Annotated in this window: 15 protein-coding genes and 1 pseudogene; 7 read left to right on the forward strand and 9 right to left on the reverse strand. The window is 59.6% G+C overall.

Translation table 11 applies throughout. The features are described from left to right. Positions 1 to 37: 37 nt before the first annotated feature. From E5678_RS12645 to flgB, 7 genes are all read right to left on the reverse strand, one after another. On the reverse strand, positions 38 to 745 hold the full coding sequence (locus E5678_RS12645) for a flagellar basal body L-ring protein FlgH (protein ID WP_136178850.1): 708 nt from the start codon (positions 743 to 745) through the stop codon (positions 38 to 40). Between the two features lie 41 nt (positions 746 to 786). After that, a complete protein-coding gene (gene flgG / locus E5678_RS12650; RefSeq protein WP_136178851.1) occupies positions 787 to 1,569 on the reverse strand; it encodes a flagellar basal-body rod protein FlgG in 783 nt (260 codons plus the stop codon). Between the two features lie 37 nt (positions 1,570 to 1,606). Beyond that, on the reverse strand, positions 1,607 to 2,347 hold the full coding sequence (gene flgF, locus E5678_RS12655; RefSeq protein ID WP_136178852.1) for a flagellar basal-body rod protein FlgF: 741 nt from the start codon (positions 2,345 to 2,347) through the stop codon (positions 1,607 to 1,609). Between the two features lie 133 nt (positions 2,348 to 2,480). Then, positions 2,481 to 3,695, reverse strand: a complete 1,215-nt coding sequence (gene flgE / locus E5678_RS12660) for a flagellar hook protein FlgE (RefSeq protein ID WP_136178853.1) — start codon at positions 3,693 to 3,695, stop codon at positions 2,481 to 2,483. 66 nt (positions 3,696 to 3,761) lie between these two features. Then, on the reverse strand, positions 3,762 to 4,418 hold the full coding sequence (locus E5678_RS12665) for a flagellar hook capping FlgD N-terminal domain-containing protein (RefSeq protein WP_136178854.1): 657 nt from the start codon (positions 4,416 to 4,418) through the stop codon (positions 3,762 to 3,764). Positions 4,419 to 4,435: 17 nt separating this feature from the next. Then, the gene (flgC, locus tag E5678_RS12670) at positions 4,436 to 4,840 is read right to left on the reverse strand and encodes a flagellar basal body rod protein FlgC (protein ID WP_136178855.1); all 405 of its coding nucleotides are present in this window, start codon (positions 4,838 to 4,840) and stop codon (positions 4,436 to 4,438) included. A gap of 164 nt (positions 4,841 to 5,004) precedes the next feature. Continuing rightward, a complete protein-coding gene (gene flgB / locus E5678_RS12675; RefSeq protein WP_136178856.1) occupies positions 5,005 to 5,403 on the reverse strand; it encodes a flagellar basal body rod protein FlgB in 399 nt (132 codons plus the stop codon). A gap of 252 nt (positions 5,404 to 5,655) precedes the next feature. Between flgB and flgA the strand changes: the two genes are divergently transcribed. The 7 genes from flgA (at position 5,656) to E5678_RS12710 (ending at position 13,884) form a co-directional block, all read left to right on the forward strand. Further along, positions 5,656 to 6,444 carry a flagellar basal body P-ring formation chaperone FlgA gene (gene flgA, locus E5678_RS12680; protein WP_136178857.1) on the forward strand — a complete coding sequence of 263 codons (789 nt, stop codon included), beginning with the start codon at positions 5,656 to 5,658 and terminating at the stop codon, positions 6,442 to 6,444. Positions 6,445 to 6,571: 127 nt separating this feature from the next. Continuing rightward, positions 6,572 to 6,934, forward strand: a complete 363-nt coding sequence (flgM, locus tag E5678_RS12685) for a flagellar biosynthesis anti-sigma factor FlgM (protein ID WP_136178858.1) — start codon at positions 6,572 to 6,574, stop codon at positions 6,932 to 6,934. Between the two features lie 28 nt (positions 6,935 to 6,962). Then, positions 6,963 to 7,322, forward strand: a complete 360-nt coding sequence (locus E5678_RS12690; protein ID WP_136178859.1) for a hypothetical protein — start codon at positions 6,963 to 6,965, stop codon at positions 7,320 to 7,322. 610 nt (positions 7,323 to 7,932) lie between these two features. Continuing rightward, positions 7,933 to 10,410: a hypothetical protein gene (locus tag E5678_RS12695; RefSeq protein WP_136178860.1), complete on the forward strand. Its 2,478-nt coding sequence runs from the start codon at positions 7,933 to 7,935 to the stop codon at positions 10,408 to 10,410. Then, positions 10,407 to 11,708 carry an NTP transferase domain-containing protein gene (locus tag E5678_RS12700; RefSeq protein WP_136178861.1) on the forward strand — a complete coding sequence of 434 codons (1,302 nt, stop codon included), beginning with the start codon at positions 10,407 to 10,409 and terminating at the stop codon, positions 11,706 to 11,708. The genes E5678_RS12695 and E5678_RS12700 overlap by 4 nt, the downstream gene beginning before the upstream one ends. 25 nt (positions 11,709 to 11,733) lie before the next feature. Next, complete coding sequence (locus E5678_RS12705) at positions 11,734 to 13,086, forward strand: hypothetical protein (RefSeq protein WP_136178862.1); 1,353 nt, start codon at positions 11,734 to 11,736, stop codon at positions 13,084 to 13,086. A 102-nt stretch (positions 13,087 to 13,188) separates the two neighbouring features. Then, positions 13,189 to 13,884 (forward strand): TylF/MycF/NovP-related O-methyltransferase, encoded by a 696-nt coding sequence (locus E5678_RS12710; protein WP_136178863.1) that lies wholly within the window; start codon positions 13,189 to 13,191, stop codon positions 13,882 to 13,884. A gap of 166 nt (positions 13,885 to 14,050) precedes the next feature. Here E5678_RS12710 and E5678_RS12715 read toward each other — a convergent pair. Together E5678_RS12715 and E5678_RS12720 are read right to left on the reverse strand one after the other, a co-directional pair. Continuing rightward, positions 14,051 to 14,957: pseudogene (locus E5678_RS12715) on the reverse strand (IS5 family transposase). A 288-nt stretch (positions 14,958 to 15,245) separates the two neighbouring features. Continuing rightward, positions 15,246 to 15,962, reverse strand: a complete 717-nt coding sequence (locus E5678_RS12720; RefSeq protein ID WP_136178864.1) for an RNA polymerase sigma factor FliA — start codon at positions 15,960 to 15,962, stop codon at positions 15,246 to 15,248. Between the last annotated feature and the right edge of the window lie 2 nt (positions 15,963 to 15,964).

Consider the following 15,964-nt stretch of genomic DNA (forward strand, 5'->3'; position numbering starts at 1 on the left):
CTGGTGCGTGTTTCATGGTTTCCATGCTACGGGAGCATCAGAAGGGGAAAACGCTCAAAAAGGCCCGTGACAACCAGCCAATTGAAAGCGCTTCGTCCACCGGACCTCGTCCACGCGATTCAATTCGCGCGTTGGCGACCTGGGTGGAGGCCACCGTATTGCCGGGTTTGATGTGGCGCGGATCAACCGTGCCAGAGAAACGCAACACGTCGACGTTGTTGTTGACACCGATCTGTTTGTCTCCAGCCACCAGCAGGTGGCCGTTGGGCAGCACCTCTCGCACGGTGACGGTGATCACACCGGAAAAATCGTTGGCATTGGTGTTGTCACCTGAGCCTGCAAAAGTGTTACTGGATTCGGCGCCCAGCGTCAGGTTGTTGATTTTGGCCAGATCGGCCGGCTTGATCAGGGGAACTGCGGTGACGGTTCCACCCACACTGCCGCTTCGATCCACATTGGAGGAGGAGGACTGGTTGGCACTCACCTTTTCGGTGATCTGGATCGTGAGGGTATCGCCGGGCCAGCGCGCGCGCGGGTCTTCAAATCCGGGTCGGTAGCTGCTGGCCTGAAACAGGCTGCCATTGGTGGGTGTACCCCAGGCTTTGGTGTGGGCGTAATCGATGGGCTTCAAAGGCTCGAACTCCACCGGCGTGCTTTGACAAGCGCCCAGCAAGACTGCCGCCCCCAACCAGGCCAGGCGGCCCAGGTTGGCCACAAAATACAGCACAGTTTCGCGCAAGGTCATGGCAGGCTTTCGATGCGACTCGCAATCGGTCGTCACGGTGATCACAGTTGTGCCAGGCGCTGCAGCATCTGGTCGCTGGTCTGGATCGCCTTGGAGTTCATCTCGTAGGCGCGCTGGGTCTGGATCATCGTCACCAGTTCCTGCACCACGTTGACGTTGGACGTCTCGACATAACCCTGCATGATCTGGCCCATGCCTGCGCTGCCGGGTGCGCCCGTGATCGGGTTGCCCGATGCGACGCTCTCGGCATAGAGGTTGCCGCCCAGCGGCTCAAGACCGGCCGGATTCACGAACGTGGCCAGCTCCAGAGTGCCCACCTGCTGGGGCGTGGCATTGGCGGGGAGCTTCACGGTCACCACACCGTCTTTGCCCACCGTGATGCTCTGGGCTTCTGCGGGGATGGTGATTCCACCAGCCACAGCCAGGCCGCTGGAAGTCACCAGGCGGCCATCTGCGTCAACCTGCAGGCTGCCATCCCGGGTATAGCCCGTGGTGCCGTCGGCCATGGAAACCTGCAGGAACCCGCTCCCGTTGACCGCGAGATCCAGCTGGTTGCCCGACTGTTGCAAGCTGCCTTGCGTGAACGAACGCGAGGTGGCCACGGTGCGCACGCCCAGACCCACCTGCAAGCCGGTGGGCAAGTTGTTTTGCTCGGTGTCGGCCGCACCCACCTGCCGCAGGTTCTGGTACATCAGGTCTTCGAACACGGCACTGGAGCGCTTGAAGCCATTCGTCGAGACGTTGGCCATGTTGTTGGAAATCACGTCCAGCTGGGTTTGCTGGGCCTGCATGCCGGTCTTGGAAATCCACAGCGAATTGATCATGGTGTGCTCCGGGGAATGGGGTTGTCTTCAGAGGGAATCAGCCGTTCATGCTGAGCAGCTGGCTGGCGGTCTTGTCGTTGGTCTCGCCGTTTTGCAGCATGCGCATCTGCAATTCGAACTGGCGGGAGACGGCGATCATGCCGACCATCGCCTCAATGGGGTTCACGTTGCTGCCCTCCAGGGCGCCGCCCTGCACGCGGGCCTGCGCATCGCCCGGCAGGGGCTGCCCTTGAGACCCCCGAAACAGGCCATCGACGCCACGCTTGAGAGCGTTCTCTCCATCGGGCGTCACCAGCTTGAGCTTGCCCAGGCTTTGCGGTGGCGCTTCGCCCACACGAGCGTTCACCGTTCCGTCGGAGCCTATGTCGAGTTGAGCATTGTTGGGCACCACGATGGGAGCGCCCCCTTCGCTCAATACCGTGTAACCCTGCGCCGTCACCAGCGAGCCGTTGGCGTTGACTTCGAATGCACCGGCCCGTGTGTAGGCCTCAATGCCATCCAGACCCTGCACACCAAAATAGGCGTTGCCTTTGGCGGCCACGTCCAGGTTGCGCCCGGTGGGATTGATCGGGCCGGGCGCTTCCAGGTGGCCTGCCGTGGCCTCCAGCGCAAATACCCGCGTGCTCGAACCATCGCCGCGCACCGGCACCGCCCGAAATGTCGCCAGCTCGGCCCGAAAGCCAGGCGTAGAGGCGTTGGCCAGGTTGTTGGCCAGGATCTGCTGCCGCTGCGAAGCGGCATTGGCACCGCTCATGGCGGTGTAGATCATGCGGTCCATATCGGGCTCCGGTCGTTTTCTTGGTTTCGAAACAGCTCCGACGCATGGGCTGAAGCCCAGGGCGCCGTGGAACCGGCTTTGCCGGGCCGCCAGTGCCACCCCCATTCAAAGGGTCACACACGGCTCGGCCGGGTTATCTCATGTTCAACAGCGTGCTCATGATCTGGTCTTGCGTCTTGATGGTCTGGGCGTTGGCCTGGTAGGCCCGTTGCGCCGTCATCATGTTGACCAGCTCACCGGTCAAATCGACGTTGGAGTCTTCCAGAGCGCCCGATTTCAGCGAGCCAAACTTGCCCTCGCCCGGGGCGCCCGCAATCGGCTCGCCTGATGCGGCCGTTGCGACCCAGTTGCCTCCACCTGTCGGCGAGAGGCCCTGCGCATTGCGGAAGTTGACCAGCGCAATCTGGCCGGCGGCCTGGGACTGACCATTGGAATAGCGGGCCGTGATCACGCCGTTGTCGCCAATGCCCAGGCTGGTCAGTTCACCAGGTCGGTAACCGTCCTGCGACAGATTGGACACCGCAAAATCTGCACCGAATTGGGTGATGTCATCGAAACTGATGTCGACGTTGAATACCTCAGCAGGGTCGTTGGGCGAGGCCAGCTGCAACTGGGGAATCACCGTCGCGGGATCCAGCGTGCCGTCGGCCAGGAAGTTGACGGCAAAAGGCACCGAAGCCGCAGGATCCGCGCCGTTCACGCCCGGATAAACGTTCCACTGGTTGTTGCCAACCTTTTCAAAAACGAAGGTCACCGGCACTTCCAGGCCCTGGGCATCAAACCCGTTGAGCGAGGTGCTGTAGGTTCCAAATGGCGTGGGGGGAACCACGGCCGCGGCGATGGGTGCCCGCGCATCCAGATTGAACTCGGCGGTGATGGCGGTCGTCAGCTTCGCCGGAATGGGGCCGCCCGTCGGCAGCTTGAGTGGCTGCGACTCAAATGCGGTCCGCACACCTGCGGCATCGGTCGGATAACCCATCAGGTTGGCACCTTCGTTGGTGATGATATTGCCAACGTTGTCCAGCTTGAACATACCCGCTCGCGAGTAGGCCATGGAACCATCGGGCATGGTCACTTCGAAAAAGCCGTTGCCGTTGATGGCCACGTCCATGTCATTTCCGGTGACCGTGATGTTGCCCTGAGTGAACATCTGTGACACCGTGGCCACGGTCACACCAATGCCCGAATTGATGCCGCCCGAAGCGTTGATCGAGCTGGCGTACAACTCAGAGAATTCAGCTCGCGACGTTTTCATACCCACGGTGTTGGCGTTGGCGATGTTGTGGCCAATCACGTCGAGGTTGCGGCTGGAGGCGTTGAGGCCAGAGAGGCCATGCTGGAAAGCCATGATGATGTCCTTTGGAGGCGGGTGATGGGGGGTCAGAAAAGAACGATGGAGCGGGTCTGCAAGGGGTTACATGAACGCCCTGGCCTGGTCGTAGGCGACCGAACGGCCGTTTTGCAACTGCAGCGTCATGGCGCCATTGGTCATGCCGACCGAAGCCACCTTGATGCGCGACAGCGGCGTCGCTTCGATCACCTGGGTGCCTTGAGAAGCGCGCACGGAAAAACTGGCAATACTGGCTGGCGGAATGGCACCGGCGTTCCACTCAAAGGCATGCTGCCCAGCGCCCTGCGCGCCCATGTCCACGGTGTCAATCAGCGCGCCGTTGACGCCCACGATGTCGACATAGACCTGGCTGGCGCCCGACGGCAGCGACAAGGCGCCCTTGCCTACCGTGCCCTCAAAGCTGAGTTCTTTGCCATCGATCAGGACTTCGCGCCCGATCAACGAAGCACCCTGCAGGGACTGTGTGGCGCTCATCTGACTGGCCATGCCCTTGAGCGTGGCGTTGAGTTCCTGGATGCCGCTGACCGTGTTGATCTGCGCCATCTGGGTCGTCATCTGCGCGTTGTCCATCGGGTTGAGCGGATCCTGGTTGTTGATCTGTGCGACGAGCAACTTGAGGAAGCGGTCTTGCGAGGCCTCAGGGTCCGTGGCGCTGTTGCTGCTCGTGGATGTGGTGGAACCCACGGTGTTACCGAGGTTGCTGAGATCAATCGGCGTCATGGTTTTTCAGTTCTCGTTTATTGACCCATTTGAAGGGTCTTGAGCAGCAGGGACTTGGCCGTATTCATGACCTCAACGTTGTTCTGGTACGAACGCGAAGCCGACATCATGTTGACCATTTCTTCCACCGGATTCACATTGGAATGGGTCACATATCCTTCGGCATCAGCGCTGGGGTGGTAGGGGTCGTGCACCTTGCGCCCGGGCGCTTCGCTCTCGGTGATGTTCTTCACCTTGACGCCCGCATCACCCTGCCCGCCCATGGGCACGCTCTGAAACACCACCTGTCGCGCCTTGTAGCTTTGCCCGTCAGGCCCGGCCACCGCATCGGCATTGGCCAGATTGCTGGCCACCACGTTGAGACGCTGCGACTGCGAGCTGATGGCACTGCCGGAAACCCCAAAAATGGCAAACATCGACATGACTGATTCCTTTCAGAAACCGCACAGACGCAGGAGCGAGGTGCATTGAACCAAGGACACCGCAGAACTGGCTTTGCCAGGCTGCAGGTGTCGCCCCCTGGAGGGGGTCGCGCGCAGCGCGGCGGGGGTGAGGCAAAGAACTGCGATGCGGGGGGTGCTCATATTCACTGCCCCGTGATCGCGCTGAGCATGGTTTTCACATGCGAGTTGATGAAACGCAGCGTGGACTCATAGCGGATGCTGTTGTCCACAAAATTGGCCCGCTCGCGGTCCAGGTCCACCGAGTTGCCATCCTGGCTGGGCTGGGTCTGCACCGTGTAGGCCATGGCGGGGTCCCGTGCATCGCGGGTGCCCAGGCGCATGTGTTGCGCGTTGGTCTGGGTCGGCGCTGTGGTGCTGGTGCCTGACACATCTTTGAGCGCCGCCGCAAAGTCGAAATCGCGAGCAATGTAGCCCGGCGTATCGGCATTGGCAATGTTGCTGGCGATCACCTGCTGACGCTGGGAACGCAGCACGAGCGAGTTGGCGTAATTGCCCAACTGGCTGGTCATTTGCTCAAGCATCTGGCACTCCTGACTTGTTGATGGGGCGGTGCAAAACTGCGAAAAACGCATTTATCGACCGGGATGAAAGTGAGTATGGGAAAACTTGAGCCTGAGCAATGGCAGGAACAAGCGCTGCTTTTGCAGGTATTTCCCGGCTTTCCCCGTCAGCCACCCGCACTACAGTCGTTTTCAACGGGCAAGGGTCCGGGTTTCACCGCCCGCCTCTGAAACCGGCCAATCGGCCGAATCTGCTGCCCACGTCTGGAAGCCATGAAACACGATCACCATCTCCGTCCAGTCCGCAGCCGCCTCCAGGCGCTGTGCTGGCCGATGCTGGCCGGCGTGTGGCTGGCCATGGCCAGTACCGCCGGCCTGGCCCAGGTGCCGTTCGCCTCGGGCGCGGCGGTCACCGCCAACGACCGCGCCCACCTCGCCCAGATGGCGCGCGACTGGATCGAGCCAGCCTTGGTCAACACCTTGTCCGAAGTTCCCGACAATGTGCTGCGCCCTGAAATTCTCATGGGATCGCTGGACTCGCGATTGCGCCTCGCGCCTTGCGCGCGCATCGAACCCTACCTGCCCAGCGGCACCCGGCTCTGGGGCCGCAGCCGCATCGGTTTGCGATGCATCGAAGGCCAGGTGCATTGGAACGTGTTTGTGCCCGTCACCGTCAAAGCCTGGGGCCCCGCCTGGGTGCTCAAGCGCCCCGTGCCAGCCGGCACCATGCTGACTCAAGATGACGCCGACATAGCCGAAATCGACTGGGCGGAGCAGTCGTCCAACGTCCTGGCCACCCCCGACAGCTGGGTGGGACAACAGGCTGCTTTTTCCCTGGCGCCTGGTCAGGCGCTTCGCTTTAATATGGTGCGGCCCACGCCGGTCTTCACCCGTGGCTCCCAAGTTCGGGTCAAAAGCGTGGGCTCGGGCTTCCATGTGGTGGTGAGTGGTCAGGCCATGGATGAAGGCATCGTGGGCCAGGCCGCACGGGTGAAACTCAGCAGTGGCAAAATCATCACCGGAACGGTGCGCACTGGCCAGGTCGTTGAGGTCCGGCTGTGAACGGGCGTTTATTTAGTGCATTTGCTTACTTTTTCGTGATTTACTCGTCGAAAAAGACCTCAAGTTCCCGTTCTTTTGAGCCGATAGTCTTTCCACAACGCCCCTGTTTTGGGGTTTGGAGAGTGAAATGAAAGTCGATTCGTCCCCTGATTCCTATATTGGATCGGTTGCCGGTGGCCCGCAAAGAGCGGCCGCACAGCCTCCTGCTGGCGCCGAATCGGCGGCGGCAGCCAGCGCTGCGGCCAAGCCGCAGGCCAGTGCAGGCGTTACCGTCACCCTGTCGTCGTCCACCACCCAGGCGCTGTCAGGTGCAGGTGGCAGCAACAACGATGTGTTCAACGCCGACAAGGTTGAGTCCATGAAGGCTGCCATTGCCAATGGCACCTTCGAGGTCAACGCCGAAGCCATCGCCGACAAGATGCTGTCCAACGCCGCTGAAATGCTCAACAGCAGCAGTGGCGCAGGTGGCAGCGGCGGCGCCTCAAGCTGATCTGCCTCATTGACAGGGTTTCTTCACCATGAGCACCACCGCCCACCCCTGGACCATCGAGTTGCGCAACCGGCTGGACGCGCTGGAAGCGGCTTTGATTCGCGGTGATGCCAACGAGGTGGAGAGCGCCAGCGCCCAGGTGCAAGCGGTCTTGCAGCATGCCCCCAAAACGGCTGAATTCGGCCAGGCGGGTGGAACGCTGCGCGCGGAGATACTGGATCAGGCGCAACGTTTTGGCCAGTTGCGCCAGGCTGTGATGCGCGCCAACGGCCTCAATGAGCGCGCCTTGCTGAGCCTGTTGCCCGGCCATGCCCGGAAACCCACCTATGGGCGCCTGAACGGCGCCAAACAGGGCGGCGGGCCAAGCCAGGCCTACCTGAGCGCCTGACCCGAACGGCAGTCCTCTATTGCTCACGCCAGTCGTCGCTGGCGGATGCATTGGCGGCCACTTCCGTCACCCCGTGGCGCGCACTGCCAACGGAAAAACACGCACACATCGCATTGTGAAATCGCGCTTGTGGCAGATTTGAGGCGGCTATTCAACCCCGAAGGGGCAGCGCTCTCGATCTGGATCACCCAATGCGCCACCAAGCCTAGGGGTTCAATCAACACGCCCAGATCTCGGCCCAATGCTGTGGCTCCAGCTGACCGGGCATTGCATCGTGATCACAGCGGTGCCAGCTCACGGCACCTTTGCTCGCAGCGAGGCAAACCGGCGGTGGCACGGTGGGCCTGGTCGCGTGGCCCGATCCGCAGCAAGGGGCGATCTCCTCGCAAAGCAAATTGGTGTGAACAGCCCCAGTCCGACGAGACGGCCTTGCCGTATCCGCGTTCCGACGCCGCACGGCCCTAGGGCGATCACCCAAACAACCGCACTCAGGTTGACTTGTTCAGTGCTTCAGCGTGTGAGCCGCGCTGCTACATTGACTTTCACTCAGCAAGGCGTCGCCACAGCGCGCCTTTCGCTCACGGCTTGACGCCCTGTAGGAAGCCTCCCCATGAATCAAGAAATTGGCGCTCACGAACTGGACACACTGCTGGAGCGGCTCCCGCCACAGACCAAAGTGCTTTCACTCGATTGTTTTGACACCCTCTTGTGGCGCAAGGTGGTTCGACCGACCGATGTGTTTTTCAGTCTGCAGTCTCTGGAGCCATTCCGCTCCGCTGGAATCACCGCAGCCTTGCGGGCCAAAGGTGAATCTGGTCTGCGCCGCAAGCATCTCATGCTCACCGGAACCAGCGAGGTGACGCTGGAAGAAATTCACCGGGAGCTGCTGCCTCAAGCGAACCCGCAAGGTATTGCCGAAGCGGGAGAGGTCGAAATCGCCTGCGAAATCGCACACGCTTTCATCTTTGAACCGATCGCGCAACTGATCCGACGCGCGCATGCCAAAGGGTTGCGCGTGATCGTGGTCAGCGACACCTACTTCACTGGCCGGCAACTCGGTCACATGCTTGGCACACTGATGGGAGACGCGGTCGACGCCATTGCGCACATCTATTGCTCGTGCGACTTTGGTGCCTCCAAGACCACGGGCATCTGGAAAGAGGTGTTGCGGCGGGAAAAGGTCCAGCCCCAACAGTTGTTTCACCTGGGGGACAACCGCCAAGCCGACTTGCAAGGACCGGCACCCCATGGCATCGCCTCGGCCTGGCTCAGGCAACATCCGGAGTCGGTCACCAGTCAGCTCGACCAGCGCGCCAGCGCCGCCGTTCAGCTCATGCCTGAACTTCGCTACACCCACGCGCTGCCCAGCTACTTCCATGGCCTGCTCGCCGCCACCGACACAGAAACGCTGAGTGCGCCGCAGCAAATCGGTTACCGCTCGCTGGGCCCCATCCTCTATAGCTTTGGCCGCTTCATCGACCAGCAACTCCAGACGCTCAAGGCGGCCGGCAAGAATATCAAGATCGCATTTTTGCTGCGTGATGGCTACCTGCCCGCCAAGGCGTGCGAGATCCTGATGGGTTCCGAGGGATTGCATCAGGTCAACCTATCGCGATTCACGGCCATCGCCTCATCGCTGCAGACAAAGGCCGACGTCGTCCGGCTGCTCACGAGCAGCCTGTCGGATAGCTCCATGCCGGCCATCGCCAAACAACTGCTGCTCCCGCCGGCCAAGGCCAAGGCGCTGCTGGACCAGGCCGGCCGTTCGGACCAGCCGGCTCAGGCCTTCGCCCGTATGGTTTTGCGCGACGACACCTTGAAACTGGTGTTCCAGCAATCGGCCGCCTTTCGCGAGCGCATGGTCACTCACGTCAGGCAGCGCACCGGGCTGGCAACAGGCCACACCTTGGTCCTGGTTGACCTCGGCTACAGCGGCACGGCACAAACCTTACTGGCTCCCGTGTTCAAGCAGGCTATGGATGTCGATCTTTTCGGGGTCTACCTCATTGCCAGCCGCGTCAAGGGCCAACAGACAGACCGCAAAGGATTGATCGATGCCAGTTGGGCAGACGAGCGCTTGATCCTGACCTTGACGGCGTACATCGGTCTGTTCGAGATGATGTGCACCACCCCTGAAGCCACCACCGTGGACTACACGGCGCAAGGTGCGCCCATCCGAAGCCAGTCCAATACCGCAGGCCCTCAAGCAGCGGTTGTGGCCGACATCCAGGCCGCCTGCCTGCGTTTCGTAGCCGACATGGCCCGCACACCCACACGCCATCAGGGGCGCGAAGCCCCGCTGGAACTGGCACAGCAGGCCGCGGCCGACCTCGGCCGACTGCTCTACTTTCCCAGCGAACCAGAAATCGCCTGCCTCTCTTCATTTGAGTTCGACTTCAACCTGGGCACCGACCTGTTGCTGCCCACGGCCAACCTCGAAGCCGGTATCAGCGAGTACCGCAAGGAAGGCTTCGCCCTCATGACGCAGGAACTCAATGAGATGCGCATCAGCTACCCCATGGAGATGCGGCAAATGGACATCTCGCTGGCCACCACGCTGATATCAGCTCAGCGGTTTGGCTATAACCTTGCGCCATCAGAAGCCAGTTTCCGGACCACGACCATTCCAACCTTGATCGCCAATCTCAACCAACACGCACTCGGCCAGACTCAGGCTACCGCCACCTTCGACGGCTACTACCGCGTGCACCTCCCCATGAGCGCAACATTCGACCAAAGCCTGCTGCTGGGGCGGACATTCGAGTGGTTGCAGCTCGATGCGATCGAGAAACTCCCCATTGAGAAAGACAGCGGTGGGCGGCGGCAGGACATGGTGCTGGGCGAGTCGGTGATGCTCGACGGCGTCGCCGCATGCGAAGGCAACCTGATCAAATTCGACGAAGCCGGGATGATGTTTTTCCCGGCCTGCAGTTCGGAGGAGCACGGGAAATTCATGATCCGCCTGGTATTTCGGCCGGTGTTGACCCGCGCTGAATCGACCAGTGAGCCTTCCCTCTGCGTCCAAGAAACAGCGGCTCCAGCCCAGCCTCTGAACACCACCCCACGTCCCATTGAGGAGTCTGTATGAAGGTCGTTGCATTCCTGCCAGCCAAGGGCGCCAGTTCACGGATCAACAACAAAAATACCAAGTTGCTTGATGGAAAGCCCCTGTTCCTGCACACCCTGGAAAAGCTGGTGGCATGCGACTTCATCGACGAGGTGTACCTCGACACCGAGTCCGAAGAGATCATGGCTATGGCCAGCGAGGTGCATTGCAAATTCATGCGTCGCGATCCGGCTCTCGCATCCAACCAAACCGACGGCAACCGCCTGTTCATGAACGAGGTGGCCCATGCCGAAGCGGACGTCTACGTACAAATTCTAGGAACCAGCCCATTCATAGAGGTGGAGACCTTGCGCCGTGCGGTAGACATCGTCGCCGCGCCCGGCGCCACCCACGACTCAGCGGTGCTGGTCCGCAAGGACAAGCACTACCTCTGGGCCAACGGCCGCCCTGCCTACGACGTTGAGCGCATTCCCAACAGCGTGGACCTGCCCGATGTTGTTGCCGAAACCATGGGCATGTATGTCATCACCCGCGATGCTGCACTCAAAACCCGGCGGCGCATCGGCGACCACCCGGCCATGATCGAGGCGTCACCGCTGGAAGCCTTTGATGTGAACTGGCCCGAAGACTTCGAGATGGCCAATCTGATTGCTGCGGGCATGCGCGAGAAAGACCGCTACCTGCTCACCAACATCAAGAATCACCTCAACAGCTGCCTGCTGTCTGACCTGCTGGACGACATGGGGTACAGCGACCAGGTCGTCCGGGGACTGGCGCCCAACATCGCCAGCGCCAAGTTCCTCGGTCGGGCCAAGACGCTGAAGCTGCGCCTGCTCGAAGAAGGAGAAGATTTCAAGGGCATTTACAACGCACTGCATTCCTATAAGGAAATCGTGCCTAACGACATCATCGTGGTGGAAAACGAGGCAGCGGACTACGCATACTTCGGCGAGCTGAACGCCAACCTTGCGATCCGCTCAGGCGCATCGGCGGTGGTCGTGGGCGGCAAGACGCGCGATTCCGTGGAGGTACAACGCATCGGACTTCCAGTGTTCGCTGCGGGGTACTCCTGCCAGGACGTTCGCAAGCGCGCCACCGTGGCCCACATGAACAAGAAAATTCAGCTCTATGGCGTGAGCATCAGCCCGGGCGACCTGGTGTTTGGCGACGCGGAGGGCGTGGTAGTCATTCCCAATCAGATCGAAAAACAGGTGCTTGAGGAGGTGTACCGCCGCATCTCGAACGAAAAAAGGATCCTGGTCGACATTTCATTGGGCGTGGAAGTCGACGCCCTGGTCAGCGATTACGGCTTCTTCTGAACCGCCCGTACGCCCTTTCTCAGACATGAACAACCCGATCGAATCCAGCCACCCGCAGCCCACGGCGCAAGCGGCACTGGCCGTTCCGACCCGTGGCATCGTGCTGGCGTTGAATTTTGTGCCAGAAGCCGTGGAGCCCGGCATACATGCATTTTGGCAAAGCGTCTCAATTGTGCTGGAAGCGCAAGGGCATTCCCTCGTCATGGCCAGCACGACACCCATGGCCCCAGCGCTCAACAGCCTGCCGGTCCCCTACCTCCTGACCGATTTCACCACCCGTTATTCGGCCAGCATTGACCTGGCATCTGCAGTCCTTCCGTGTCCGTTGTTTGAGCGCAAGGTACAGGATTGGTACGGTTGCGACCAGACACTGGCCCGCACGAGCATCCAGATCGCCTCGGCATTCCTCAACCAACTCATCACGGCCATGGGCCCCGTCGCGGTGATCGCCTGGCAATCGACCCATCCGTTGAGTCATCTGATGCTGGAAGTGGCTCGCAGCCACAGCCTCCCCACTTGGTCTGCGGAGCGCGGCTGGTTTCCGCAAACACTGATGTTCGATGTGGCGGACAACAACTACCTCTCCGAAGTGGGACGCAGCTTGGTGGCTCAAAGCCTGATCAACAGCTACTCGCCGAGTCGCGACGAACTGGACAACATGGCGCTGCGTCTCATGAACGACAAAAACGGTCGATACGCAGCCGCCCCAACACAAAGCGGAGCTGAACTGCGTCAGCGCCTGGGTATCGCGCCAGAAGCCAAGGTGTTTGCGCTGTTTACGCATGGCGAGCCCTTCCTGTTTGCTGGCGACGGCACCTTGGCAGAACTCCATGGCCTCAGCCGCAGCAACTACCTCAATATGTTTCAGGACATCAAGCGCTATTGCACGGAGGGTGGCCACTATCTGCTTGTTCAGGAGCACCCATTCAACCGTGACCAACCGCATGAGCTAAGTATCAATGATGAACCAGGCGTCATATCGTTGCGTGAAAACGTGCACACATTGCTCGATGCAGCTGACCACTTCATTTTCACCCTAAGCACGGTTCAAGCCTACGCTGTAGCCTACAAAAAAAGCTTTGGACTGCTAGCCAAGAGTTTCTTGCATGTCAGCGACGGTCCTTATTACCACGGAGACTATCCAGACATCCGCGAATTTATGAATACCATCGTGAGTGGCGCTGACTGGCAGTCTCGTCAAGCAACCATCGAAAAGCGAATGGCATTCTATCTAAAGCATTTTCTTCTGGATATATCGCCTGACCAGATCAACTCCAGCGCACACCGCCTCGCAACCCTGATGAAAAACTTCGAGCGTCCTTTGCGTACAGATTTTGATGAGGCCATCAATGAATTTATTCTGACGTGGGCATCTTAAATAAATATTTTCTCAATCCCGCCTTAGGCGCTGATTTTGGGTGACCGCAGACGCCTGCAGTCGCCAAACGAGCCCAAAACACCTGCACGAACTGAAACAGCAATGGATGAACACACCAAGCAAGACTCCCCAGCGATAAGAGGTCTACTCAAGAGCAACGTTTGGGACCACGAAAATGCATTTTACTGGTTTAGTCATCCAACACGAATCAACAAAATGCTTGCTCACTACGAGCTATACAAAAGCATCGTCGATCTGCCGGGCGATATCTTTGAACTTGGCATATATAAAGCAGCCTCGCTAATTCGACTCGCCACATTCAGAAATCTGCTCGAAAATGACTTTTCAAGAAAAATTGTTGGGTTCGATGCCTTTGGGAAATTTCCTGTCGACAACATTACTCTTAAAATTGATCTGGATTTTATTGAAGCATTTGAATCGACTGGTGGTGAAGGGCTTTCACTTCAAGAGGTAAAAAACATTTTCAAGGACAAGAATTTTCAGAACGTCTTACTCAATGAGGGCAATGTATTTGAAACCTTGCCTGAGTTTCTAGAAAATTACCCGGCAACACGAATCGCTTTGTTGCATTTGGATATGGACGTAAAAGAGCCAACATTTTTTGCTCTTGAACTTTTGTATGAACGGGTCGTGCCAGGTGGGCTGATTGTTTTGGACGACTACAACTCTGTAGCCGGAGCGACAGATGCAGTAGATGAGTTTCTAAAAAAACATCATCTGAAAATTGAAAAAACCAGTCACTACTATGTGCCGTCGTTCATACGTAAACCGCTATAAATAGCGCCAAAACTAGTTTTTGAAAATACCCCGGACACAGCACGAATCCAAATGCTTCCAGTGGCCTCTCGAGATGGTCTGCGCAACATCCGCCAAGGCGTGAGTTGATGCGTTCGATTTCAGATGGCTGCGGTTGAAGGCTCGCGGGTGCCGTTTGAAGGCCGATTTAGCCCCCCGTTTTGCGACCCTCTTGCCGCAAGACGCACTCAGCCCGGATCTCCTGCAGCAATATGAGCCGCACCATCCACAGGTTTGAGAGTGCAAACAGCGTGTGCAGCTGCGCCGCGTTCTTGGCCAGCGCCCGATAGCGCGGCTTCACATGCCCGAACTGGAGCTTGATTGCTCGAAACGGGTATTCGACTTAGGCCCGGATGCGCGCCGTGGCCTGCTCCAGCTTCTCGATGATCGCGCCCATCGGCGTAGCGCTGTCCGTTACCCGGCGCTTGACCGGGCGTCGTGACGTCGTTGACGTTGGCCGCCGTACCCACAGCCGTGTGCACCCGGCCCGAGTCCGCATCAAGCCCAATGTGCGCCTTCACCTCTGAGTGCCACTGATGGCCCTTCTTGGTCTGGAGCATCTCGGGGTTTCGCTCGCCGCTGTTGTTCTTAGTTGAAATCGGTGCGGCAATGAGCGTGGTATCGACCACCGTGCCGCTCTTCAAGAGCTACCCCGTGGCTGCCAGCATGGCGTTGATGGTGGCCTGGATCTGAAGGTCCAGGTTGTGGGTTTCGAGCAGATGGCGAAGCCGAAGGATGGTGCTCTCGTCGGGCAGGGTACTTTCACCGGCGTCCGGGACCACGAATTCACGAAGCAGCGCCATGCCGTACAACGCTTTTGCCATCGCAGGGTCCGAGAGGTTGAACCACGGCTACATGAAGTGGAAGCGTAGCATGGTCTTGACGGCAAGCGGTGGGCGCCACCCTTGGCACCGGGCGCAAGTGCGTGCGAGGTGATCCGCGAGACCCGCTCAACCGCGGGGCACAGCCAGATTCATTTCGTCGACGAGCTCCCGCTTGCGCGTTCTCTGGGTCTTGCCCTCGAATCCGCCCTCTCCCAGGCTCGATTTCTCCATGCCGTTACTGGCTCACATCGGGCGCGGGCGCCGACGTTTTGCAGACCTTCCCGAGTGCTGTGCGAGGTGGGCCAAATATTCGCTGACTGCTGCTGTGCTTGACCTCACGAAGGGGTTTGGACCTCTTGTGGCGGCTTTTTTTATGCCTGTGCCTGTGCCAACCTGCGGCCACCTCGCCGAGTTGGTCCAGCACGCCGCGCCCTATCGACTGCACGCTTCCAACGAGGATGCGCCGTTTCTATCGGCCGCTTGAGATGAACGACTCAAGGCCGCTCATTTTCTCTCACGCTAATGTTCGCGCAACTTGGAACGCAAACGGGCGATGGACTGGCTGTGCAGCTGGCAGATCCGGGATTCGGTCACGCCCAGAACGGCGGCGATTTCCTTGAGGTTCATGTCATGTTCGTAGTACATGCTCATGATTTTCTGCTCGCGGTCGGGCAAGACCTTGATGGCAGCCACCAGGGCCGTGCGCATGCGCTGATCCTGCAGGCGCACGGAGGGCTCGGCCTCGGTGTCCCCCATGTGGCGGTCGAGAAAACTGTCCTCGTCATCGCCCTGTCCACTGATGTCTTCCAGGTACACCAGCTGGGTACCCCGGACCTTGGCCAGGAGGTGCTGGTATTCGGCCAAGCCGAGTCCCAGCTCCTGGGCAATCTCGGACTCCATGGGCACGCGGTGCAATTTTTGCTGCAGGCGGTGTACTGCCTGCTCGATATCTTTCTGGCTCTTGCGCGACCCACGCGACATCCAGTCGCCTTCCCGCAGCTCATCGATCATCGCGCCGCGGATGCGCTGGCTGGCGAAGGTCTCAAACTGCACACCCTGCGAGGGCTCGAAGCGCGAGATGGCTTCGGTCAAGCCAATCATGCCCACCTGGATCAGATCGTCCACTTCCACACTCGGGGGTAGCTTGGCAATCATGTGGTGCGCGAGACGGCGCACCAGGGGACTGTATTTTCGCAGTTGGGCGTCCCTGTTGAGGGTGCCTTTGGAGGTATACATCG

Origin of the sequence: Hydrogenophaga sp. PAMC20947, assembly GCF_004795855.1 — a bacterium.
GTDB lineage: Bacteria > Pseudomonadota > Gammaproteobacteria > Burkholderiales > Burkholderiaceae_C > Hydrogenophaga.